The organism is Mycobacterium sp. IDR2000157661, from assembly GCF_022317005.1.
Classification (GTDB): Bacteria; Actinomycetota; Actinomycetes; order Mycobacteriales; family Mycobacteriaceae; genus Mycobacterium.
In genome coordinates this window covers 3,739,052-3,762,428 of record NZ_CP081006.1, presented here as the reverse complement: position 1 = coordinate 3,762,428, position 23,377 = coordinate 3,739,052, and the positions used below count along the sequence as shown (strand labels likewise).

General features: G+C 68.1%; 24 protein-coding genes. 13 read left to right on the top strand and 11 right to left on the bottom strand.

All coding sequences use genetic code 11. The features are described from left to right. The first annotated feature begins 47 nt into the window (after positions 1-47). Positions 48-848, top strand: coding sequence for a hypothetical protein (locus K3G64_RS19410; RefSeq protein ID WP_238886602.1), 801 nt, complete (start codon positions 48-50; stop codon positions 846-848). Positions 849-937: 89 nt separating this feature from the next. On the opposite strand, the gene K3G64_RS19405 is transcribed toward K3G64_RS19410, so the two are convergent. The 4 genes from K3G64_RS19405 to K3G64_RS19390 all read right to left on the bottom strand — a co-directional run bounded on the left by K3G64_RS19405 (position 938) and on the right by K3G64_RS19390 (position 4,506). After that, the gene (locus K3G64_RS19405; protein WP_238886601.1) at positions 938-2,221 is read right to left on the bottom strand and encodes an HNH endonuclease signature motif containing protein; all 1,284 of its coding nucleotides are present in this window, start codon (positions 2,219-2,221) and stop codon (positions 938-940) included. 40 nt (positions 2,222-2,261) lie between these two features. Next, the gene (locus K3G64_RS19400) at positions 2,262-3,083 is read right to left on the bottom strand and encodes an acyl-CoA thioesterase domain-containing protein (protein ID WP_238886599.1); all 822 of its coding nucleotides are present in this window, start codon (positions 3,081-3,083) and stop codon (positions 2,262-2,264) included. A gap of 37 nt (positions 3,084-3,120) precedes the next feature. Further along, on the bottom strand, positions 3,121-3,828 hold the full coding sequence (locus K3G64_RS19395; RefSeq protein WP_238886597.1) for an SDR family NAD(P)-dependent oxidoreductase: 708 nt from the start codon (positions 3,826-3,828) through the stop codon (positions 3,121-3,123). A 63-nt stretch (positions 3,829-3,891) separates the two neighbouring features. Further along, a complete protein-coding gene (locus K3G64_RS19390; RefSeq protein ID WP_238886595.1) occupies positions 3,892-4,506 on the bottom strand; it encodes a class I SAM-dependent methyltransferase in 615 nt (204 codons plus the stop codon). Between the two features lie 45 nt (positions 4,507-4,551). Between K3G64_RS19390 and K3G64_RS19385 the strand changes: the two genes are divergently transcribed. From K3G64_RS19385 to K3G64_RS19375, 3 genes are read left to right on the top strand one after another with little or no spacing between them, the layout of a single operon-like run. Then, positions 4,552-5,061, top strand: a complete 510-nt coding sequence (locus tag K3G64_RS19385; RefSeq protein ID WP_238886594.1) for a helix-turn-helix domain-containing protein — start codon at positions 4,552-4,554, stop codon at positions 5,059-5,061. Further along, positions 5,058-5,963, top strand: coding sequence for an alpha/beta fold hydrolase (locus K3G64_RS19380; protein ID WP_238886593.1), 906 nt, complete (start codon positions 5,058-5,060; stop codon positions 5,961-5,963). Before K3G64_RS19385 ends, K3G64_RS19380 begins: the two co-directional genes overlap by 4 nt. 15 nt (positions 5,964-5,978) lie before the next feature. Continuing rightward, a complete protein-coding gene (locus K3G64_RS19375; RefSeq protein WP_238886591.1) occupies positions 5,979-7,457 on the top strand; it encodes an MFS transporter in 1,479 nt (492 codons plus the stop codon). On the opposite strand, the gene K3G64_RS19370 is transcribed toward K3G64_RS19375, so the two are convergent. After that, entirely contained in the window at positions 7,458-7,886 is a 429-nt protein-coding gene (locus K3G64_RS19370) for a type II toxin-antitoxin system Rv0910 family toxin (RefSeq protein WP_238886589.1), read from the bottom strand. 458 nt (positions 7,887-8,344) lie between these two features. Here K3G64_RS19370 and K3G64_RS19365 point away from each other — a divergent pair, with 458 nt between their 5' ends. From K3G64_RS19365 to K3G64_RS19350, 4 genes are all read left to right on the top strand, one after another. Then, entirely contained in the window at positions 8,345-9,382 is a 1,038-nt protein-coding gene (locus tag K3G64_RS19365) for an ABC transporter ATP-binding protein (protein ID WP_370646997.1), read from the top strand. Positions 9,383-9,447: 65 nt separating this feature from the next. After that, on the top strand, positions 9,448-10,629 hold the full coding sequence (locus tag K3G64_RS19360; RefSeq protein ID WP_238886587.1) for a polyamine ABC transporter substrate-binding protein: 1,182 nt from the start codon (positions 9,448-9,450) through the stop codon (positions 10,627-10,629). Between the two features lie 29 nt (positions 10,630-10,658). Next, positions 10,659-11,534, top strand: coding sequence for an ABC transporter permease (locus tag K3G64_RS19355; RefSeq protein ID WP_238950828.1), 876 nt, complete (start codon positions 10,659-10,661; stop codon positions 11,532-11,534). After that, a complete protein-coding gene (locus tag K3G64_RS19350; protein WP_238886585.1) occupies positions 11,531-12,397 on the top strand; it encodes an ABC transporter permease in 867 nt (288 codons plus the stop codon). Before K3G64_RS19355 ends, K3G64_RS19350 begins: the two co-directional genes overlap by 4 nt. On the opposite strand, the gene K3G64_RS19345 is transcribed toward K3G64_RS19350, so the two are convergent. Continuing rightward, positions 12,394-13,260, bottom strand: a complete 867-nt coding sequence (locus tag K3G64_RS19345; protein ID WP_238886583.1) for an EamA family transporter — start codon at positions 13,258-13,260, stop codon at positions 12,394-12,396. The genes K3G64_RS19350 and K3G64_RS19345 overlap by 4 nt on opposite strands. A gap of 85 nt (positions 13,261-13,345) precedes the next feature. Here K3G64_RS19345 and K3G64_RS19340 point away from each other — a divergent pair, with 85 nt between their 5' ends. Continuing rightward, entirely contained in the window at positions 13,346-14,266 is a 921-nt protein-coding gene (locus K3G64_RS19340) for a LysR family transcriptional regulator (RefSeq protein ID WP_238886581.1), read from the top strand. 206 nt (positions 14,267-14,472) lie between these two features. Here the strand turns inward: K3G64_RS19340 and K3G64_RS19335 are convergent, their stop codons facing one another. Both K3G64_RS19335 and K3G64_RS19330 read right to left on the bottom strand, forming a co-directional pair. After that, complete coding sequence (locus K3G64_RS19335; protein WP_238886580.1) at positions 14,473-14,703, bottom strand: DUF6400 family protein; 231 nt, start codon at positions 14,701-14,703, stop codon at positions 14,473-14,475. Positions 14,704-14,860: 157 nt separating this feature from the next. Beyond that, on the bottom strand, positions 14,861-16,258 hold the full coding sequence (locus K3G64_RS19330; protein WP_238886579.1) for a xylulokinase: 1,398 nt from the start codon (positions 16,256-16,258) through the stop codon (positions 14,861-14,863). A gap of 62 nt (positions 16,259-16,320) precedes the next feature. Here K3G64_RS19330 and K3G64_RS19325 point away from each other — a divergent pair, with 62 nt between their 5' ends. Genes K3G64_RS19325 through K3G64_RS19315 form a run of 3 tightly spaced genes read left to right on the top strand, consistent with a single transcriptional unit; the run spans position 16,321 to position 18,317 of the window. Beyond that, positions 16,321-16,827, top strand: coding sequence for a DUF6328 family protein (locus K3G64_RS19325; protein ID WP_238886578.1), 507 nt, complete (start codon positions 16,321-16,323; stop codon positions 16,825-16,827). Between the two features lie 36 nt (positions 16,828-16,863). Continuing rightward, positions 16,864-17,793 carry a DoxX family protein gene (locus K3G64_RS19320; RefSeq protein ID WP_238886577.1) on the top strand — a complete coding sequence of 310 codons (930 nt, stop codon included), beginning with the start codon at positions 16,864-16,866 and terminating at the stop codon, positions 17,791-17,793. 44 nt (positions 17,794-17,837) lie between these two features. Further along, positions 17,838-18,317, top strand: coding sequence for an RDD family protein (locus K3G64_RS19315; RefSeq protein ID WP_238886576.1), 480 nt, complete (start codon positions 17,838-17,840; stop codon positions 18,315-18,317). 6 nt (positions 18,318-18,323) lie between these two features. Here K3G64_RS19315 and K3G64_RS19310 read toward each other — a convergent pair whose 3' ends face one another. Continuing rightward, positions 18,324-19,766 (bottom strand): GntP family permease, encoded by a 1,443-nt coding sequence (locus K3G64_RS19310; protein WP_238886575.1) that lies wholly within the window; start codon positions 19,764-19,766, stop codon positions 18,324-18,326. 117 nt (positions 19,767-19,883) lie between these two features. Continuing rightward, entirely contained in the window at positions 19,884-20,402 is a 519-nt protein-coding gene (locus K3G64_RS19305) for a gluconokinase (RefSeq protein ID WP_238886574.1), read from the bottom strand. A 91-nt stretch (positions 20,403-20,493) separates the two neighbouring features. Here K3G64_RS19305 and K3G64_RS19300 point away from each other — a divergent pair, with 91 nt between their 5' ends. After that, entirely contained in the window at positions 20,494-21,378 is an 885-nt protein-coding gene (locus K3G64_RS19300) for an SCO6745 family protein (protein ID WP_238886573.1), read from the top strand. A gap of 24 nt (positions 21,379-21,402) precedes the next feature. Here K3G64_RS19300 and K3G64_RS19295 read toward each other — a convergent pair whose 3' ends face one another. Further along, complete coding sequence (locus tag K3G64_RS19295; protein ID WP_238886572.1) at positions 21,403-23,364, bottom strand: ecdysteroid 22-kinase family protein; 1,962 nt, start codon at positions 23,362-23,364, stop codon at positions 21,403-21,405. Positions 23,365-23,377: the final 13 nt, after the last annotated feature.

Below are 23,377 nucleotides of genomic sequence, written 5' to 3'. Positions count from 1 at the left end.
GCTGGAGGGGCACGGTGTTCTCACACGCCGGCGCGTAGCATCCTCGCATGGCCGAGCGCGGGGCCCTGTGGGGCTGGGACCTGGAAGAAATCCCGGTCGAGCCGACCGACGACGCCCGGTATGATGCCGGGTACGAGGTCCACCACGATGGTGCCGAGGCCATCCACGTCCGCGACACCGCCCACGATCCGATCACCGAGCCGATTCCGCTCACCTCCGATGACATCGGCGCCGCGCCCGCGGACGACCTGGCCGACTTCACGGCCTTCGCTGACCCACCGCGAGCGGCGGTCGAAGCCGACTCGTGGGACGAGCCCCGCCCAACGAGCTACGCTCACCCGTTCATCGAGCGCCCCGCCGGCATTGCGATCGTCGGCACCCTGACGTTCAAGCCCGCGCGCAATCCGTGGTACCGCACGAAGGCGGCGTTGACCGCGCTGCTGCTCTTGGCGGCCGCGGCGCTGCTGCTCGCGATCGTGCCGATGGTGCTGCGAAGCGATTCAGCCGGGCCCGACGGATCGACCGACGGCGCACCGGCACCCTCGTCGAGCGCCGCGCCCAGCAGCGCACCACCGTCACCGCCCGGCGTACAGCCGACACTGACGAGTGTTCCCGCTGTAGCTCCGCCGCCTCCTCCGCCGCCGCCCGCTCCCCCGCCACCCGCGTCAGTGCAGGACAGTGCGCCGGGCTACACGCCGTACTACCCGCCGCGGAATTCATCTCCGTCACAGTCGAATAAGCCCGAAATCGATGTGACACGCGCGCCGATCAGCGTCGCACCCGACAGGCGCGGTCCGATCGAGAACCCGGCGACTCGGAACCGGAACGGCAACAACAGCGGCTGGTGATCGCGTCGATCCCGCGTACTTGAGACCCTGAGTCGATGAACAGCAGCGTGCCGAATTGGGTGTACGGCAGAGATTTTCGCGCTGGGTCGCTAGTTGTTCGTTGGTGGTGGTTGGGGCTGGTAGGGGTCGTACCACCACCATTGGGCGCGTTCGCCCAGGGGTCCGGGGTATGGGGGCACCATCGGTGGGGGTTGTGTGGGTGGGCGCGCCAGGGATCCGGGGTGCAGGGGCTCGCCGTCGTCGTCGAGCACGGTGATCGCTGGTGCGGGTCCGAGGATGGTGATCAGGCCGCGGTGGTGCATGCGGTGGTGGTAGGGACAGACCAGCACCAGGTTGTCGAGTTCGGTCGCTCCGCCGTCTTCCCAGTGGATGATGTGGTGGGCGTGCAGAGCGCGGGTGGCCCCGCAGCCGGGCACCGCGCAGGTGCGATGGCGGAACTCCAGTGCGCGGCGCAGCCGGCGGCTGATCTGGCGGGTGGTGCGCCCACAGCCCAGGGTCTGCCCGTCTTTGTCGAACCAGGTTTGGTAGGTGGCATCACAGGTCAGGTATCGGCGTTCGGCGTCGGTGAGCAGCGGACCCAGGTGCAGCGCCGCGGCGCGTTTGTCGACATCGAGATGCACGATCACCGTGGTGTGCGCGTGGTGGGGGCGCCGGGCGGCTTCGGCGTCCCAGCCGGCCTCCACCAGCCGCATGAACCCGTCCCCGACGGTGGGAAACGGCGGCACCTGACCGCCGCCAGCACTGTGCTCGCCAGCACTGTGCTTGTCGTCGTTGTGGTCGCGTTTCCACTCACCGATGAGCGCCTCGTGGTGCGACTGCAGGGCGGCGTCGAACGTGGCCGCATCCGGGTGCGACAACCGGATCCGATAACACGCCCCGTGGGCATCGGAGGTCTTGGTGATCGAGCGCTCAGATCCGCGCCGCGGTGCGGGTTCAGGCTCGGGGCGCGGTTCCAAACTGATCGCTTTGCGCAGCTGGCTGACGGTGGCCACACCGGCCAACTCGACGTAGTGGGCATCAGAGCCCGCACCGGCTTTCTGGGCGATCACCCCGACCTGATCCAGTGACAACCGGCCCTCGGCAAGGGCTTGGGTGCAGCGGGGGAACTCCTCACAGCGGGCCGCGATCGCGGCCATGGTCTTGGCGTTGGCCTCGGTGCAGCCGGTCTTCCAGGCCACCAACCCCGCCAACGAGCGCACCCCGGTCATACCCCACAACCCGTCGCGGTCGATCTCGGCCACGATCTGCACCAGCCGCCCATCGATGGCGTTGCGCTGCCCACACAACTGCGCCACCTCCTCGAACAACACCGCCAACCGCTCCTTCGGCAACACCGAAGCATCGGAAGCGTCGGAGACGGCGGTCGAGGACATAACCGTATTCTGCCAACCAGCACCGACAAATGCGTTCGCACTACTCGTAATTCAGGCCATTCCTGGGGAAAGCCTGTCGGCTGAAGTCGATCTGCGCCGCCGGGTTCGCCACCGCCGTCACCATGCCCGACCCGAACGCGCCACGTCGATCGAACAGTGTCGCGGTTCCCACGGCCACGCCGTCGCAGGCCAAGTGGCTGTCGGCCTGCACCATCAGCCACCTGTCGAGGGGCAGCCGCGACAGCGCGACGGTCAGGTCGCCGTTGATGTAGCCGATACCTTCGGTGCCGAGATTGGTGACGAGGCTGGTGGATTCGGCGAGCATCACCGCCCTGACGAACGCGGACAGCTGCTCTCCGGCAACGATGTCGATGCCGTCATTGAAGAAGCGCTTACGTGAGGCGTTCTGGTGTGTGCCGGGCGAACGTGTCCAGCCGCCGTCGTCACTGCCGACAAAGGGTGCCAGTTCGTCGTCGGGGACCGGAGGGGTGATGGCGGCTGCCGGGGCGGCCCACTGTCGGCCCGGCGGTGCCGACGATCGCCGGTATTGGACCAGCGTCGCCCGCGCTACCGCTCGACCGTCCTGCAGCACATCGCATTCCGCGTTACGGACCCGCCGCCCGTCGCGAACCACCCTCACGTCGACGGTGGTGCGCGCCGTACGCGCCGCGCGGAACAGATCGGCGGTGAACCGGGCCGGCATGAACTCTGCTGACCCGCAGTGATCCTCCAACGCTCGGGCAGCCAGACCGACGACGGCGGGGCCGTTGAGGTGGTCGTCGCCCCAGTGGCTCTGGGCGAACCGCGTCGGCATGAAGGCGTCGTCGTCCGTTGGCGTGAAATGCGCCGCTTCGTCAGGCATTCCGCGATCCTCGCACAGCCTGTTGGACGGTCTCCGCCTAGGTGTTGCGCCCGCCGTTGACGCCCACGAGCTGTCCAGTGATGTAGCCGGCCTCCTCCGAGACGAGGAACGCGCACGCCGCCGCGATGTCCTCTGGTCGGCCGATCCGTCGCACGGGAGTGGCGTCGATGGTGGCCTGGATATCGCCGAGGTCGCCGCGGGCTTCGGCGGCGCGCAGCATCGGGGTGTCGATGAATCCGGGCGGTACCGCGTTGACCGTGACCCCGGCGGAGCCCAATTCGAGCGCCAGAGTCTTGGTCAACCCGTTCACCGCCGACTTCGCCGCGACATAGTGCGCCATGTACGGCGCACCGGAGTGGGTGCTCGATGACGAGATGTTGACGATGCGGCCCCAGCCTCCGGCCAGCATGTCGGGAAGCGCGGCCTGGACGCAGTGGAAGACGCCGTTGAGGTTGACGTCGATGACGCGCTGCCACTGCTCGAAGGTGATGTCGGTGAACTTGCGGAACCCGTCGAGGCCGGCGGCGTTGACCAGGATCGAGATCGGTCCAAGTCGGCTGCGGACCATCGCGAGGGCGGCGTCCACCTGCGCCCGGTCGGTCACGTCGGCGGCGTAGGCTAAATCGTCGTCACCCGGGCTCAGATCGACTACTCCGACGTCGTATCCGTCGGCGCGCAACCGGTCCACCACGGCGCGCCCGATCCCCGAACCGCCACCCGTGACGACCGCTGTTCTCCTCGCCATGGACCCGTCAGCCTCCTTTACGATCGACTAGTACGGTACAAGCCGATCGTCAAGCGGTCGAACTCAGGGCCTTTTGGCTCGCACCACCCACACGTCGCGGCGCCCGGCCGTGCGACCCACTACCTCGACCGCTTCGAAGCCAGCCGACCGGCACTGTGCGGCAAAGGATTCGGCCTGCCCGCGGGTCCACCCGTGGCTGGCCAGCCCCGTCGCGGCCGGTGGCGACTGACGTTCAACGGCCAGCAACCTGCCCGTGGGGACCAGCAGCCGGTACGCCTCACGCAGGCCGGCGCCAACGTCCTTCCAGTGGTGCACCGTCGCCAGCGACCACACCACCGAGGCGCAGCCGTCGGGCAACGGCACGTGCTCGGCGGTGCCCTGCTTGAACTCGACGGTGTCGCCGCGGCTGAACAGCCTCGCTGTGCGCAACATCGCCTGTGCGGGATCGACACCGGTTGCCGCCGCACCGCGGCGCGCGGCCTGCCGCACCGCTTCGCCGGGGCCACAACCGATGTCGACGACGCGGTCGTCGCCGGTCACGCCGGCGGCGTCGACGGCCAATCGGGCGTTGGCACGACCGACAGCCAGGAACACAAGGGCGAACAGCGCACCCGTCACTCCGGAGAACCCGGGGTGGTCGGCGTGGTGATTGACCGGAAGCGCCGCGGAGTAATCCATGGTCCGAGCTTGCCGGTTCAAGTCGACTTGAAGTCAAATGGCGGGGTGGACCCCATCCCGATCGGTGAGGCGGCCGCGCGCCTGCAGATGACGTCGTCGGCGCTGCGCTACTACGACGAGCGCGGGCTGGTGTCCCCGTCGTCACGGGTGGCGGGCCGGCGCATGTACGGACGCGACGAGCTTCGCCGGCTGGCGTTCCTGAAGATCTTCGGTCGTCTCGGCCTGCCACTCGACACCGCCGCCGCGGTCCTCGACGCCCCCAGCCCACAGTGGCGCGCTATCGTCGAGCAGCACATCGGCCATCTGGAAGAGGTCATCGCCCAGGCGCGCGGCGCGCAGCAGTTTTTGACCCATGCGCTGCACTGCCCGGCCGATCACCCGGCTCGGGAGTGTCCGACGATGACCGGCGCCCTGGACCGCCTGCTGGACGGCATGTCGGTCGAGCAACTGGCCGCCGAACACCGTGACGGCGCCGACCTGCCGGTCGAGCGATTCGGCGATAACCGCAACCATTTCGGGGTAGGCAGTTCACACGAGGGCGGAGGGTCCACATGATCGAGCTCAAGTACCTGGAACTACACGGCGATCGCGTCGCATACCGCGACGCCGGCAGCGGCGAGGAAACGGTGCTGCTCATCCACGGCATGGCCGGCAGCTCGGAGACCTGGCGGGCGGTGATGCCGCAGCTGTCGCGCAAGTACCGGGTCGTCGCGCCGGACCTGCTGGGGCACGGTCGCTCCGACAAGCCGCGAAGCGACTACTCGCTTGGCGCGTTCGCGGTGTGGCTGCGTGATCTGCTCGACGAGCTCGGTGTCACCCGCGCGACGATCGTCGGACAGTCGCTCGGCGGCGGAGTGGCCATGCAGTTCGTCTACCAGCACCCGGACTACTGCCAACGGCTGGTGCTGATCAGTAGCGGCGGGCTGGGGCCCGATGTGGGCTGGACGCTTCGACTGCTGTCGGCGCCGGGGGCCGAGTTCCTGCTCCCGATCATCGCGCCGCAGGCCGTCCTGGCAGCAGGCAACAGGTTGCGCAACTGGTTCTCGACCGCCGGGATCCAATCGCCCCGAGGCGCCGAGATGTGGAGCGCCTACTCCTCGCTGGCCGACGCGCAGACGCGCCACGCGTTCCTGCGCACGCTGCGCTCGGTCGTCGACTACCGCGGCCAGGCGGTCAGCGCCCTGAATCGGCTGCACATCGCCGCAGAGACGCCGATCATGGCGATCTGGGGCGACCAGGACCGGATCATCCCGGTCGACCACGCATACGTCGCGCAGCAGTTCAGGCCGGACAGCCGGCTGGAGGTGCTCGAAGGCGTCGGTCACTTCCCACACGTGGAACGGCCCACCGAGGTAGCCGAGTTGCTCGACGACTTCATCAGCACCAGCGGGCGCACCGGCCCTCCCCCCGGACCCGAGGACCGACCGGCCATAATCGAGGAACCGAAGATGAGCTAACGATCGGAGCGGGCCGTGGTCGACACCGACGCGTCACGGCCCCAGGCCACGAGCCACGCGCCGGTCACGTCGCCGAGACTGCTGGTCGCCGGTCTGTCGATCGTCGTGCTCACCGTCGCGGTTCTGCAGACCGCGGTGGTCCCCGTGCTCGGTATCATCGCCGACCAGCTCGACGCCTCCATCATCGGCGTGAGCTGGGCCGTCACCGCGAATCTGCTCGCCGCCGTGGCCGCCACCCCGTTGATCGGACGCCTGGCCGACCTGCACAGCAAGCGACGGGTCCTGCTGTGGGTGCTGGCGGTCGTCCTGGCCGGCTCGGTGCTGGCCGCCGTCACCTCGTCGCTGGCGCTGCTGATCGTCGGCCGGGTCCTGCAGGCAGCGTCGTATGCGCTCTACCCCATCAGCATCGCGATCCTGCGCGAGGAGCTCCCGGCGAACCGGCTCATGCCGGCGATGGCCGTCCTGTCGGGCACGCTGGGCTTCGGCGGTGGAACGGGCCTGGTCGTGGTCGGGCTGCTGATGAGCGACGGTGCCGACTACCACCGGGTGTTCTGGCTGACCACCGCGTTCACGGTGGTCGTCATCGCGATCGTGCTGCTGGTGGTGCCCCCACGGCTGCGCCATTCCGACGGGACCATCGACTGGCTGGGCGCGGCAGGCCTCGCCGCGGGCCTGTCGACGCTGCTGCTGGCGGTCACCCAGGGCCAGGCGTGGGGTTGGTCATCACCGGCGACGCTCGGTTGCGCCGCGGGTGGGCTGGTGATCCTGATCGGATGGTGGTGGTGGGAGCGGCGCGCTCGCCGGCCCCTGGTGTCGACGACGATGCTGGCCCGCCGGCCGATCCTGCTCACCAACCTCGCCACCGTCTTCGTCGGAATGGGACTGTACTTCGCGTTCCTCGGGTTGACGCAATTCGTCCAGATGCCAAGGGAGGCAGGTGGTTACGGCTTCGGAGCGACGGTGCTGCAGGCCAGCGTCGTCTACCTGCTGCCAGGCGCTGTCGCCGGCTTCCTGATCGCGCTGGTCAGCGGCCGGTTCATCGACCGCTACGGCGCTCGACCGGTGCTGGTGGTGGCCGCGCTCGCCGGAATCGCCGGGTTTCTGTTCATCGCATTCGCACACGACAAGGCCTGGCAGGTGATCGTCGCCGGGATCCTGGCCAACGCCTACATCAGCCTGGGTTACGGCGCGCTGCCCGCACTGGTGGTCAGCGAGGTCGACGCCGCCGAGACCGGGGTGGCGACGAGCATGAACGCCATCGCCCGCACCATAGGCAGTTCCACCGCGGCCGCCCTGGTCGCCGTGCTGCTCAGCCGGACCGTCGGCGGTACGACCGTGCCGCAGGAGAGCAGTTTCTTCGTCATCTTCCTCGGCGGCGCGGTGACCGCGGTGCTCGCGATGGTCCTGATCGCGCTGTCGCGACCGCGGCCACAACCCATCGACTCCGTCGAGGCGCGGTGCGAAACCCGCGCCATGAACCACGAATGGGGCTGATCAGCGCAACGCGGCCAGGTTCGCGACGGACTTGCGGACGTCGGACTCGATGACTTTGGCGACGAGCCTGCCGATGCGGGTGTTGAGCAGCCCGCCCGACAGGTCGGCGACTACCTGGAATGTCGAACCCGGGGCGTCGTCGCGGACACACAGGGTCAACGCGATGCGAATTCCGGGCCTGCCGCGGCCGACCATCTCGATCTGCTTGGGCTCGTCGTAGCGGGTGACATGCCAGTGGATGGTGTTGCGGAACCCCTTCACCTTGATCAGCGACGAGACACAGGTTCCGACCTCGATGTCGGCGGGCACCTCGCTGCGCCAGCCGGCGAAGATGGTCAGCCACTCGTCGAACCGGCTGAGGTCCGAGGCCAACGCCCATGCCGCCTTGGGGCTGAGGTCCGATGACACCGATACGTCCACTGCTGCCATGCCCATTGCACTACCCGGCTTCCCGGCCGAGGTAAACGGCGTTTCCACCGATCAACGGCCGTGGGGACTGAAAAAATGGTCCGACACGCGCTGCGTCGCTCCAGCCGGCCCCGCCGGCCGGCCGGTTTCGCGCACGACTGTCCAGCGGAATCTCGCGGTATCTCCACGGATTACGAAGGAATCCATTGTAGGAATGTTAATTCGTTGCGGATTCACTTGCGAAGGTCGGGACTATCCGCGATTGTTTACCCACAGCATTCCGGGGAGCTGCTCGAGGAGGATCCGCACTGACCGGCTCACGAACCACCGCCGTCGAGAACCCGTCGGGACAGGACGGGACCGCTGCACGCGCCAAAGGCCTACCGGTCATCGAGATCGACCACGTCACGAAACGCTTCGGCGATTACGTCGCCGTCGCCGAAGCCGACTTCTCCATCGCCTCGGGTGAGTTCTTCTCGATGCTCGGCCCGTCGGGCTGCGGCAAGACCACCACGCTGCGGATGATCGCAGGATTCGAGAGCCCCACCGCGGGGGCGATCCGGCTCGAAGGGGTCGACGTCTCGAGGGTGTCGCCGCACAAGCGCAACGTCAACACCGTCTTCCAGCACTACGCCTTGTTCCCGCACATGTCGGTGTGGGACAACGTCGCCTACGGACCCCGCAGCAAGAAGCTGGACAAGTCCCAGGTTCGCAAGCGGGTCGGCGAACTGCTGGAGATCGTGCGGCTCACCGACTTCGCCGATCGCAAACCGGGCCAGCTGTCCGGCGGCCAGCAGCAGCGGGTGGCGCTGGCGCGCGCGCTGGTGAACTACCCGAGCGCGCTGCTGCTCGACGAGCCGCTCGGCGCGCTGGACCTCAAGCTCCGCCACGCGATGCAGTTCGAACTCAAGCGCATTCAGCGCGAGGTCGGCATCACGTTCGTCTACGTGACGCACGATCAGGAGGAAGCTCTCACCATGAGCGACCGCATCGCCGTCATGAACGCAGGCAACGTCGATCAGATCGGCACCCCACACGAGATCTACGACCGGCCATCGACGGTGTTCGTGGCCGGCTTCATCGGCCAGGCCAATCTGTGGACCGGCAGGAGGACCGGTCGCGCCAACCGCGACTTCGTCGAGGTGGAGGTGCTCGGCACGGAAGTACAGGCACGCCCCGGCGATACCACGATCGAGCCAGGCGGGCATGCGACGCTGATGGTCCGCCCCGAGCGGGTGCGCGTCTCCGCGCTCTCACAAGACCCGCCGGGCAGCGAGGTCGCGGCGGTGCGCGCCACCGTGACCGACCTGACCTTCCAGGGAGCCGTGGTGCGGCTGTCGCTGGTTGCCCCGGACGGCTCACCGATCGTGGCGCACATCGGTCCCGAACAGAAACTGCCGCTGCTGCGTCCCGGCGACGAGGTGCACGTCTGCTGGGCCCCGGAAGCGTCGCTGGTGCTGCCCGCGGCCGACATCCCCACCACCGAGGACCTCGAGGACATGCTCGACGACTCCTGAGGCGACGCGACCCGGCCTCACCGACGCACTCCCCTTCCCTACCCCTGACGAAAGGCACAGTCGCCATGCCCATCCAGAACGAACTGGACCCCCGCCTGCCGGCCCGCCTCGCCACCAACCGCACGTCCCGCCGGCGCTTCATCGGCGGAGGCGCCGCAGCCGCTGCCGCACTGGCGTTCGGCCCGTCGCTTCTCACGGCGTGCGGTTCGGAGAGCAACACCTCGAGCACCACCACCCAGGACGGCGGGCCCGCCAGCGGTACGGTGCGGGTGTCGAACTGGCCGCTGTACATGGCCGACGGCTTCATCGCGGGCTTTCAGCAGGCATCCGGCATCACCGTCGACTACAAGGAAGACTTCAACGACAACGAGGAGTGGTTCGCCAAGAACCGAGAACCGTTGTCACGCAAACAGGACATCGGCGCCGATCTGGTGGTACCGACCAGCTTCATGGCGGCTCGCCTGCAGAACCTCAAGTGGCTCAACGAGATCAGTGACTCCGGAGTTCCGAACAAGAGCAATGTCCGTCGCAATCTGCTCGACGGCGGCATCGACGGCAACTACGCAGCACCGTACATGTCGGGTTTGGTCGGTCTGGCGTACAACCGGGCGGCGACAGGTCGAGACATCACCAAAGTCGAAGACTTGTGGGATCCCGCCTTCCGAGGTCGGGTGAGCCTGTTCTCGGACGCGCGCGACGGACTCGGAATGATCATGTTGTCCCAAGGCAGCTTCGTGCAGGATCCGTCGATGGAGAACGTGCAGAAGGCGATCGACGTCGTCCGCGAGCAGAAGGACCGGGGTCAGATCCGCAGCTTCACCGGCAACGACTACACCGAAGACCTCGCCGCAGGTAATTTGTTGGTGGCGCAGGCCTATTCGGGTGACGTGGTGCAGTTGCAGGCCGACGATCCCGATCTGAGATTCATCGTTCCCGACGCCGGTGGCACCACCTTCGTCGACACCATGGTGATTCCCTACACGACGCAGAATCAGAACGCCGCCGAGGCGTGGATCAACTACATCTACGACCGACCGAACTACGCCAGGTTGATCGCCTTCACTCAGTTCGTGCCGGTGCTGTCGGATATGACCGATGAACTCAACAAGGTCGATCCCGGGGTGGCGAACAACGCGCTGATCAACCCTCCGCAGGACATCCTCGACCGGAGCAAGGCATGGTCGCCGCTGAGCGATGAACTGACCCAGAACATCTACACCGCGTACGCGGCAGTCACCGGCGCCTAACCCATGGCGCTGCGGACGTGAGGAGCATGATGGCAGGGGTTGCCACCAGCGGCCGCCGGCGCAGCAGGATCGCGCCGTACCTGATGATCCTGCCCGCGCTTGCCTACCTCGCGGTGTTCTTCGTGGTGCCGTTCATCTCGCTGGCACGCACGTCGCTGTCCTCGACGTCCGGTTCGTTCTTTCTTCCGACACTGACGTTCTCGTGGGACTTCGGCAACTACCTCGACGCGTTCACCCGCTTCCAGGACCAGATCCTGCGCTCCTTCGGCTACGCCCTCACCGCGACGGCGCTGTGCATCGTGCTGAGCTTCCCGCTGGCCTACGTTATCGCGTTCAAGGCAGGCCGCTTCAAGAACCTGATCCTCGGGTTGGTGATCCTGCCGTTCTTCGTGACGTTCCTGATCCGCACGATCGCGTGGAAAACCATTCTGGCCGACGACGGTTGGGTGGTCAGCGCCCTCGACACCATCGGCCTGCTGCCCAGCGACGGGCGACTGCTGTCGACGAGCTGGGCGGTGATCGGCGGGCTCACCTACAACTGGATCATCTTCATGATCCTGCCCCTGTACGTCAGCTTGGAGAAGATCGATCCGCGGCTGATAGAAGCCTCAAGGGACCTGTATTCGTCGAACACCCGCAGCTTCACCAAAGTGATTCTGCCGCTGTCGATCCCGGGTCTACTGGCAGGCAGCCTGCTGGTGTTCATCCCGGCCGCAGGCGACTTCATCAACGCCGAGTACCTGGGCAGCACACAGACGACGATGATCGGCAACGTGATCCAGCAGCAGTTCCTGGTGGTCAAGGACTATCCGGCGGCGGCGGCGTTGAGCATGGTGCTGATGGCCATCATCCTGGTCGGCGTGCTGCTCTACACCCGCGCGCTGGGCACGGAGGATCTGGTATGACGACCGCCGATCCGTTGCACGCCGCCGCGGCGCCCACCGCGATCGGTCCGGCCACCACCGCGAAGTCGGTCAAGGGGTCCCCGAAGTGGGGCGACATCCTGCTGCGGACCGTGGCCGGACTGGTGTTGCTGTACCTGTTCCTGCCGATCTTCGTCATCGTGCTGTTCTCCTTCAACAACCCGCAGGGCAAGTTCAACTACTCCTGGCAGGGTTTCACGCTCGACAACTGGCTCGACCCGTTCAAGTATCCCGCGCTGACCGAGGCGCTGCAGTTGAGCCTCAACGTCGCGGCGGTGTCCACCGCCGTCGCGCTGGTGCTCGGCTCGTTGGTGGCCATCGCCCTGGTGCGGCAGCGGTGGCGGGGCCAGCGGGCGGTCGACACGTTCCTGGTGCTGCCGCTGACGGCGCCCGAGGTGGTGATGGGCGCTGCGCTGCTGGTGCTGTTCCTCGACCTCGGCTGGGCGACCGGATACGTGACCATCGTGCTGGCGCACATCGCATTCGAGGTCAGCTTCATCGCGATGACGGTGCGGGCGCGGGTGCGCGGTTTCGACTGGACGCTCGAAGACGCGTCGCTGGACCTCGGCGCCGGCCCGACGCGGACGTTCTTCAGGGTGACGCTGCCGCTGATCGTGCCCGGCCTCGTCGCCGCGGCCATGCTGTCGTTCGCGTTGTCACTCGACGACTTCATCATCACCTATTTCGTCAGCGGATCGACGGTGACGTATCCGCTCTACGTCAACGCGGCGGTGAAAGCGGCTGTGCCGCCGCAGATCAACGTGCTCGCCACGGCCATCCTGGTGATCAGCCTGGTCCTGTTGGCGGCAGGCACGCTGTACCGCCGCAAGCGCATCGACACTTAGGAGTTGACTTCGGCGGGCACGGGCGGCCGTCGGGCACCGGCCCGCGCGGCGCCGATACCGGCGACCACGACGAGGGCCAGACCCATCACGCCCGTCGGCCCCGGCACCTGGTGCAGCACTATGAGGCCGACCATCATGGCGAACGCCGGTTCCAGCGCCATCAACGTGCCGAACGCGGCGGTGGTCAGCCTGCGCAACGCCAGAAGTTCCAGGGCGAACGGGACCACCGGCAGCAGGATCGCCAACCCGATTCCGATCAGGAGGATTTCGGGCGTCATCCGGGGCAGCACCGAGTGCCCGACCGTCGCCGTGGCCACCAAACCGGCGACCGGCATCGAGACCGCCAGGCCGTTGATCCCGGCCACCGAGTCACCGACGCGCTGGGTGAGCAGGATGTAGAGGGCCCAGAAGGCGGCCGCGGCGAGCGCGTAGACCACACCGACGGGATCCACGGCACCGGCCCACGGTTGGGTCAACAGCAGTACGCCGACGGCGGCCAATCCCGGCCACCACAGGCGGTGCGGGCCTCGGCCGTGGGCGACGGCGACGCCGAGTGGGCCAAGGAACTCCAGCGCGCTCGCCGTGCCCAGCGGTATCCGCTCGAGCGCAGCCATGAACAGCAGTGTGATGGCTGAGGTCACTACGCCGAGCACCACGCAGGTGCGGAAGGTGGCCCCGCTGAACGCCGCCCGTCGCGGCCGCACGATGACGAGGATCAGCACGCCGGCCCACGCCAGGCGCAACCAGGCCGCGCCCTCGACTCCGATGCGGTCGATCAACGTCACCGCAAGTGCGAGTCCGGTCTGCACGCACAGCATCGACGCCACTGCCATCAGCGCGCCCGCCCGCACCTGTCCGGTCATGTCCCGCATTGAACGGCAGCACCACCATTCACGTCCACGTGATTTCGATGGACATACCGTTCGCCTTTCCTGAACAATCCACACCGTGGACGTGCGTCGGCTGCAGTTGCTGCTCGCACTGTCGCGCCTGGGCTCGATGCGCGCCGTCGCCGACGCCCACCACCTCACGACGTCGACCGTCTCGCAGCAGATCGCTGCTCTGGCAAGGGAAACCGGTGCCCAACTGATCGAGCCGGATGGTCGCCGCGTGCGCCTGACGCCGGCGGGCCGACGACTCGCCGACCACGCCGTGACGATCCTCGCCGCCGTCGACAGTGCGCGACTGGACCTCGATCCGGACGCCGAACCCTCAGGCGTCGTTCGGATCGGCGGCTTCGCCACCGGTATCCGTGTCTCGCTGCTGCCGATCGTCGCGGACCTGGCGGCGGCTCATCCGAAGGTGCAATTCGTGGTCAGCGAGCACGAACCCCTCGAGGCGTTCCGACTGCTGAACGACGACGACCTCGACCTGGCGCTGACCTACGACTACAACCTCGCGCCCGCCTCACCGGGGCCGATCCTGCAGATCGAGCCGTTGTGGTCGATCACGTGGGGTCTCGGTGTTCCCGACAGCTACCCCTGCGGGCCGGCCGACATCGCCGCCTACGCCGACCAGACGTGGATCGTCAACTCGCGCAACACCGCTGACGAGGCCGCGGTCCGCACCCTGGCGGCGCTGGCCGGCTTCACGCCCCGCATCGCGCACCAGATCGACAGCCTCGACCTCGTCGAGGACCTCATCGTGGCGGGTTACGGCGTCGGCCTGCTGCCGATCGGCAGACCGACCCGCGAGGGGGTCAAGGTGCTCCCGCTCAAGGAACCGGAGGTGGTGCTGACCGCCTACGCGGTCGCCCGGCGTGGGCGCGCGACCTGGTCGCCTCTGCGGGTGGCCCTGGACCGCATGCGGCCGACCGGCGGGGCGTCGTTGCCGCGCCCGCCGTGGCCGCGGCCCGAAGCGAGTCGCTAGCTCAGGCGGCCCGGCGGTGGCGCGTGTCGGTCGACCAGAGGTGGCCGCACGTCGGACACTGCAGGTGCACCACGGTGGCCTCGTTGCTCAGTAGGTACTGCCAGTGGTGCGAACAGTTGAGCCGGCTTGCGCAGTCCGCGCAGCCCGAACCGTGGCGACAGCTCGGGCACTCGAACCACGCCCGCCGCGCCCGGTCCGCGGTGGGATCAATCGGCAGCATGCCGCACCGTCCTGGCGGGCAGGACACCTGCGCGCACGAGTTCGTCGTATACGCGCTGCTGCTCCTGGTCGAGGCCCGAGTACAGCAGGTCGTGGGCGAGTTGCTCGCCGGCCAGCGCGGCGGCCGGATCCCAGTCGGCTTCCAGCGCCTCGAGGACGGCCGCACGCCGCCGCACCTCGTCGAGCGTGAGGTCGTAGGAGAATTCGACATCGGTCATGAAGTTAGGACACCCTTAGTCAAAGCGTTTGCAAAGAAGTTAGCATGCCCTAAGTCACGGGGTCCCATCAATGACGCCGGTCACAACGCGGCTCGCCCAATCCGCGAGCCGGCGGTCCAGCGTCGGCCGCGCTGTCGTGAACCGTTTCAGCGGAGCGTCACTGCCCGAGAGTCAGGGGTTGCGCCGCCCGATACTGGTCGAGCACGACGGGAGTTGCCTCGGCGTGGTAGGTCGCCGTGATACCGAACGACCACGGCGGCGGCGCATCCGCCTGCGCGAGCACCCAGGCGGCTTGCCGGGCAGCACCCAGCGCGACGTATTCCGCCGGTGTCGGCACATGCACGGTCATTCCCAGGATCGCCGGCGCCATCCGGCGCACCGCCTCCGACCGGGCTCCCCCACCGGTCAGCATGATGCGTTGCACGTCGACACCGTGGTCGGTGATCTTGCCGATGCAGTAGGACATCGAGGCCAGCAGTCCTTCGACTGCGGCGCGGGCGATGTTGGCGGGCAGCAGATTTCGCGTCGTAACACCGTGGAAGGCCCCGTTGGCGTTCGGCAGGTTCGGCGAGCGTTCGCCCTCGAAGTAGGGCACAACGGTCAACCCGTCGGCACCCGGCGGCGCCGACAAGGCCAGCCGGTCGAACTCGTCGAAGTCGACGCCCAGCATCGTCGCGACCGCGCCCAGCACAGGTGCACCATTGAGGGTGCACACCAACGGCAGCTGCCTGCCCGTCGCGTCCGCGAACGCCGCGACGATGCCCTCCGGATCGCGCGGCGCCACCTCACCGACGGCGCTGACCACCCCCGAAGTACCCAGCGACACCACACAGTCGCCCGGTCGCGCGCCGAGACCAAGGGCGGCCGCGGCGTTGTCACCGGCGCCGGGGCCCAACACCGCACCGAACTGAGCGTGGCCGGCCGCGTCGTTGGGACCGAGTACGACGGGCACCGCGGGGCGCCTGCCGCGCATGGCCGACTCGAGGATGTCGGGCAGGTACGCGCCGCGCTCCGCGCAGTAGTAGCCCGTTCCACTGGCGTCGCTGCGGTCCGTGCTGAGGTCGGCGATGTCCGACGAACCGCTCAACCGCCACGTCAACCAGTCGTGCGGCAGGCACACCGCCGCCGTGGCGTCCGCGTGCGCGGGCTCGTGATCGGCGAGCCACCGCAGCTTCGTCGCGGTGACGGCCGCGACGGGCACGACACCCACTCGGTTCGCCCACTCGTGCGGCCCGCCCAGCTCCCGCGTGAGCTGGACAGCCGCCTCACTGGATCGAATGTCGTTCCACAGCAACGCGTCTCGTACCACCTGGCCGTGGACGTCGAGGCACACCATGCCGTGTTGCTGCGCGGCGACCGACACCGCCGCGACGTCGTCGAGCCCGCCTGCGGCGGTGATCGCGGACTGCAGCGCCGACCACCAGGACTGCGGGTCGACCTCCGTACCGCTGGGATGCGGCGACGACGCCGACCGGACGGTCGCGCCGGAGTCGGCGTCGCAGACCAAGACCTTGCAGGACTGCGTAGACGAGTCGATCCCGGCGACCAGAGCCACGGTTTCGAACGTACTCCGGTGTGTACTCCGCGTAGACGTCGTTGCGTCAGGGACAATCGGGTGTGGACTACGAGCAGCCGAGCCCCGCCGAGCCTTGGGCCAGCGACCGTGCCGAGACAGAGGCGGAGCGGCTCGACCGCAACTGGTCGAGCCTGTTGCAGGAGCTGCGGGTCGCGCAGACCGGTGTCCAGCTGCTCACCGGCTTCCTGCTCATCCTGCCGTTCTCGGACCGCTTCTCGAGTCTGGACTCGGTGATGCGCACGGTCTACCTCATCACCGTGGCCTGCTCCATTTCAGCCACCGTGCTGCTCATCGCACCGGTGAGCATGCACCGCGTGCTGTTCCGCAGACACCGTCTCGACAGGGTGGTCTCCCGGGCGCACCGCTATGCGATCGTCGGCACGCTGTTGCTGGGCATCGCGCTTGCCGGGGTGGCGACGATCATCTTCGACGCGGTCGCCAACCGCCCCTCGGCCTGGATCGCCGGCGCGTTCAGCTTGGTGGCGCTCGCCGTGTTCTGGTACGCGATACCTCTGCGCAGTCGGAAGGTCGAGAACACCACATACTGACGTTTGTGACGGCAGCCACCCGGGAACTCCCCGGCCATGTTGATCCGACGTATCGCGCGACCGATGTTGTCAGCAGCTTTCATCGCCCGGGGAGTCGAGGCCTTGCGCAGCCCGAAACCCGCGGCCGATGCGGCCCGTCCCACGCTCGAGGGGCTCAGTAAGCTCCCCGACCCGGTCGGCACGAACGTCCCCGCCAACGCCGAAACGGTGGCCCGCGCCACCGCCGCGGTGCAGATCGGCGGCGGCCTCCTGTTGGCGACCGGCAAACTGCCGCGCGTCGCTTCGGCGGCGTTGGCCCTCAGCGTGGTACCCGGAAGCCTTGGCGGCCATACCTTTTGGAGTGAGACAGACCCGCAGCGCAAAGCCGACGAGCGCCGCGCCTTCATCACCGACATCAGTCTCATCGGTGGTCTGATCATCGCCGCCGTCGACACCGAGGGCAAACCGTCGCTCGGCTGGCGCGGCCGGCACGCGGCGCAGCGGGTCTCCGGGGCAGTGACCGCCGCGCTGCCCGCCGGAGCCGCCGCGGGTGGGGCGCTGAGCGACAGCGAACTTGCCGACAAGGTCGGCCACGGTCTGCAGGTCGGCGCCGAGCGCGGCCGTGAACTGGCCCATATCGCTCGCGAACGCGGCGCCGAACTCGCCGACGTCGCCCGCGAACGGGGACCGGAATTCGCCGAGCTCGCCCGCAAGCGCAGCGCCGAACTCGCCGACGTCGCCCGGCAGCGCGGTCCTGAGATCGCCGAACTGGCCCGCAAGCGCAGCGCCGAATTCGCCGACGTGGCGCGCGATCGGGCGCCGGAACTCGCCGACAACGCGCGCAAGCGAAGCGCGGGGCTGGCCGATGCGGCGCGGATCCAGGCCAAGACGGCGCGTAAGCAGGCCAAGGCCCAGGCCAGGACCGCGCGTCAACAGGCCAAGGTCCAGACCAAGCTGGCCAAGGCCCAGAGCCGCCGCCTGCGCTGAGCGAATCGCACGGAAATACCGGCGCTCACCGGTACATTGCACGGGTGAGCACCGGAGAATACGCACCCCAGCCCGGACCGTACGGCGGCGGCCGCCCCGCAGGCAGCGCGCCCGGTGGTTTGCTGGTGCGTTGGCTCGCCCGGCTGATCGACGGCATCATCGTCGGCATCGTCAGTTGGTTCCTGGCCTTCCTCACCGACTCGATGTCGAGCATCATGGTCACCGGTTTCTTCACCGGTGGGCTGATGTTCCTGTACTTCTTCGCTTTCGAGACCACGCAGGGTTGGACGCCGGGCAAGAAGCTGCTGGGTCTGCGGGTCCTCGGACCGTCCGGAGCGGCCAAGCCCAGCGCCGCACAGGCGGCCATTCGCAACTCGTGGACGGTGCTTCCGATCATCCCGTTCGTCGGCGGCCTACTCGGTCTGCTCGCGATCGTCGTCATCGCGGTCACGATCAGTGGCAGCCCGACCAAGCAGGGCAAGCACGACGAACTCGCCGGCGGCACTCAGGTCGTCAAGGGCTGATCTGTCTCACGCGACCATCCAGATCGCCAGCGCGATCAGGAACGCGGACACACCCAGCGTGGTTTCCATGACCGTCCAGGTCTTCAGCGTGGTCTTGACGTCCATGCCGAAGAACCGGCTGACCAACCAGAAGCCGGAGTCGTTGACGTGCGAGAGCACCGTCGCGCCCGCGGCGATGGCGATGACCAGACACGTCAGCTGCAGACTCGACAGGTCTGCTGTGGCGACGGCCGCAGCCAGCAGACCGGCCGTCGTTGTCAACGCGACGGTGGCGGAACCCTGTGCCACCCGAAGCAATGTGGCGATGAGGAAGGCCTGCACGATCAGGGACATCCCCAGATCGGACAGTGAGTCGCTAAGTGCGGCGCCGATGCCGCTGAGCTCCAACACACCGCCGAACATGCCGCCGGCGCCGGTGATCAGGATGATCGAGCAGATGGGTCCGAGCGCGTTGTCCAGGATGGTGCCGACGCCGGCCATGGTGTGGTTGCGCAGACCGAGCACGAGGATGGCGACGATCGTGGTGATCAGCAGCGCGACGGTGGTGTTGCCCAGCAGCATGAGGTACTGGGCCCAGGTGCTGTCCTCGGGGATCACCTCGGCGGTGATCAGCGTGCTGAGCACGGTGTCGAAGGAGATCAGCACGAATGGCAACAGCAGCAGACCGAGGACCGTCGCGAATGACGGTGCGGTGCGGGTGAGCGTCTGTGCGCCACCACCGTCCCCCGCGGCCGGGGCGCCACCACCGTCGGCGTCCTTGTCGTCTCGGCCCCCGTTGATCTCACCGAACAACGCCTCGGGGATGTCGACGAACACGCGGCGTCCGATCACGCGCGAAACCAGGAAGGAACCCACGTACCACGACAAGACGGCGACGGGGGCGCCGACCAGAAGGGTGAGGCCGATGCTGGCATCGAGCAATCCAGCGGCTGCGACCGGTCCCGGATGAGGCGGCACCAGGGCATGCATGATCGCGAACGCACCGGCGGCCGGGAGCGCGTACAGCAGCAGGGAGCCGCCGAAGCGCCGGGCGACCGTGATGATGATGGGCAGGAACACCACTAGGCCGGCGTCGAAGAAGATCGGGAAGCCGAAGAGCAACGCAGCGACGCCGAGCGCCAGCGGAGCCCGCTTCTCGCCGAACCGGCCGATCAGGGTGTCCGCGAGCACCTGTGCGCCGCCAGTGATCTCGAGCAGTCGGCCGATCATCACGCCGAAGCCGACCAAGAGTGCGACGGCGCCGATCGTGTCGGCGAATCCGAAGGCCAGCGCGTCGGGGACCTCCGCGACGGGAATCCCGGCGGCCAGCGCAGTGAGCACACTCACCAGCACGAGCGCCACGAAGGCATGCAGCTTGACCTTCATGATGAGGAACAGCAGAAGTGCGACCGCCCCGGCGGCGATCACCAGCAGCGTGCCGGCCCCGTAGGCCGGGTCAATTGCTTCCACGAGACCTCCGAATTCCATCGCCCGGTCGATCCGGGACATCTGTGGTGGTTACAACGGTGGGTTGGTCAACGGCACGGAACGGTGATAACGCTGTTTCTGCGGTGTGCAGGCGTGAGCTCACCGGTCACCGGCTTCCGTTGAGCCGGAAGCACATTCAGAGACATAGGCGTCGATGATGGCGTCGATGCTCCGATCGACATCGATGGCGACACCCAATTCGTCGGGCTCCAGCGGTTCGAGGGTGTCGAACTGGGATCGCAGCAGCGACGCGGGCATGAAGTGGCCCGGCCGACTGGACTGGCGCCTGCTGATGACTTCCGGCGTCCCGACCAGGTGGAGGAATTCGGTCTCGCCGCAGTGACGGCGCAGTTGGTCACGGTACTTGCGCTTGAGCGCCGAGCAGCCCATGACCCCGCCATCGGCGCAGCGTTCGGCCAGCCACTCCCCGATCGCCTCCAACCACGGGTAGCGGTCGTCATCGTTGAGGGCTTCGCCCGCCGTCATCTTCTCGATGTTGGCCGGCGGATGGAAATCGTCGGCGTCGGCGAACGGCACGCGGAGTCGCTGGGCCAGCGCGGCACCGACGGCCGACTTACCCGACCCGGAGACGCCCATCACGACGATTGGTGACGCCATTTTCAACCAGTACCCAGTTGTGATCAACGCCATACGTCGTGCCGGGAGGCATGCGTGCAAGGCGGCGAGGGCCGAATGGTTGACTGCGAGGGTGGACAGGCCATCAACGCTGGCGCGCAGGTTCTTCGACCGTCTCGAACCCGTGCACGCCGTCACCTATTTCGCCCCCGAAGCCCGCGCCGCACTCGACGGGCTCGGCTACAAGGGTTTCTGGATGGGCTACTTCGCGGCCCGCTCGGCGCCCTTCGGTGTGGTGCCGCCCGAGGTTGTCTCGGCGGCGTTCTACAACTTCGCGCCGCAGCGCGTCGCCAAGGCCCTGCCCGCCGCGTGGGACGTCGCGCCGCCGTCGGCGGCGCTGCGCGCACGACTCGAGTCCGCGGTGGCGGCGCTGCGCCGGTACGGCGTCGGGGACGGCGACGACGTGTACACCGCCGCCGAACTGGCGGCGAAGGCGGCACGCACGGCCCCGATCGACGGCCGCGCGCTGTTCGCGGCGAATAGGGCGTTGGAGTGGCCCGACGAACCGCTGGCCAAGCTCTGGCACGCGACCACGCTGCTGCGCGAACAACGCGGCGACGGCCACGTCGCCGTGCTCACGACGCTGGGTGTCTCGGGCCGGGCGTGCAACGTGTTGCACGCGGCGGCCGGCCGGGTGCCCAAAGAGATGATCATGCGCAGCCGCGACTACGACGACCAGCAGTGGCGCGGCTACCAGGACGAATTGGCGCGGCGAGGTCTGCTCGACGGTGAGGACCTCACCGACAGCGGCCGCGCCCTCAAGCAGGAGGTAGAGCACAGCACCGACCGGCTGGCGCTGTCGGCTCTCGATGCGCTGGACGACGGCGAGGTCGAAGCGCTGTTCCGCGCGTTGACGCCGATCACCCGCAAGGTCGTCGCCGCAGGCGACCTGCCTGCCGCCACGCCGATGGGCTTGAGCCGCGACGACCTCGACGACGACAGCGCCCGCCTGAGCTGACACCCGCTCGCGGACACCCACGCGTCACGGTTGGTTGCGGTTCCATTCCACCCAGCCCACACCGCTGCGACCGTCGGCCGTCGCCACCGTCACCCAGGCCCGCGGGAAGTGACTCACCCGGCCGTCCGAGGACCGCAGCAGCACCGGGGCGTGTCCGCGGACGTCGACGGTCGCGGTGACGTCGCCAGGTGCCAGAGTCAGCGTCGTCTGTAATGGTAAACCGTTGTCGGCGAACGTCTCTCGCGCTGTCACCGTCTGCAGTTCGACCAGCGGCGCATCCGCCCGCTGGATGTAACCGATGCCCATGGCCGGGGCGCCGGGGATTCGGATGTCCACGCCGTGCAGATGCGTGCCGTCGTCGAGATGCAGTGCGCTCCAGACCCACTCCATCGACCACCAGTCGCGCACGCCCCATGAGTGGTCGCGCTGCCCGGGGACCGCGGTGACCGTGAACCGCAGGTCCTCAACGGTCACGGTGCCGGTGACCGTGCACGGGATCTCGTAGCGCGGCGTGATCCGGTACTGGTAGGGCGCGCCGACGGTGGTCCACTCGAGGTCCATGGTCATGTCGACGGGCCTGCCGGGTTCGTCGCGCAGCAGTGCGGCCGGATCGTCGTGGGCCTGCCCGCTCCCGCGCATCGTGACCCGGTACGTGGTCAGCGGTTCGGTGGCGTCCAACGTCATCTCGACGTCACCGGTGCCCTCGAAGTCGAGCAGCGCATAGGTCGGGATGCCCGGGCCGCAGAGCAATCCGTTGAGCCACGATGTGTCCAGGTTGGGATAGCGCCCCAGCCGCAGCCAGCCGCCGATGTCCTGCTGCGGGTCGACGAAGTCGAAGTACCAGCTTTCGTTCCAGAGCGGTTCCCCTCCCGCGGGGTGCTCGCCGTCGTCAGCCGGTGTCGGTGTCAGCGGTTCGGGCACAGTCGGTTCCGGCAGGACGCTCAACGCGTCGACATCCAGCACGTGCTGACAGTGGCGCTGCAGCATCGTCATGAACATCTCGTCGCCGCGGTCGGTGCGCTCGACGAGCATCGACGACACGATCGCCATCATCACCCCGAAGAAGCTCTGCCTGCGCACACCCTCGCGTACGTCGTCGAGACCGATCGGCGCGTCGGGGCCGAGCGCCTGGTGATAGGCCGCCAGCAGGGCGTCGTAGTGGTCGCGGCGCATCTGTACCGGCAGCGCGCAGCCCAGGAAGTACGCCACGTCGGTCATGGCCGGACCCCATGCCACGGTCTGCCAGTCGACGACGGTGAGCGGCCGGTCCGCGCCCGGCTGGCCGAAGAGCATGTTGTCGAGGCGGTAGTCCCCGTGCACCAGCCCGCTGATGCGCTCGGGCGCGGACTCGGCTTCCAGATACGCGTCGAAGCCGCCGACCAGTCGCCGGCACACCATCGAATGCTCGGGCGCGATCATCGCCGCGTAACGCTCGGCGAAGCCCGCGTACAACTGCCCGATCAGCGCCTGGTTCACCGGCGACTCCCGGTTGAGCCAAGCGGCGCTGGCCATCGCCGAGTCGCCGAGCAGCGGACCGTGCAGCCGCCCCAGCTGGGCCAGCGCTAGCGTCGCCTGTTCCGTTGTGGCGCCGCGGATCTCGTCGCCCACCACCGCCGGGCCGGCGTCACCGAGCACCAGGTGGAACACACCGGTGCCGGGGTCGAACGCTGAGGAGAAACACGGCGCGACAGGTCCGCCGAGGCGCGGAGCGATGTCGGTGTAGAACCGCACCTCGCGCTCGTAGAGGCCCAGCGCCAACCCGGTCTGCCTGCTCACCGGATCGGTGGCGGCGACCTTGAGCACCACGGTGTCCGGTCCGCGCTCGTCGCCCGCATAGGTCAGCGAGACGCGATAGCACTCGCTCATCTGACCCGTGCCGATGCGGTCGTAGCCGAACCCGGCGACCGGAGCGCCGACGACCGAGGCGAGCCAGTCGGCGTTCAGGTCCGCCGGACGTTCGATCGCGGGGGTGTCAGTGGGCTGCACCCGGCCAACATGG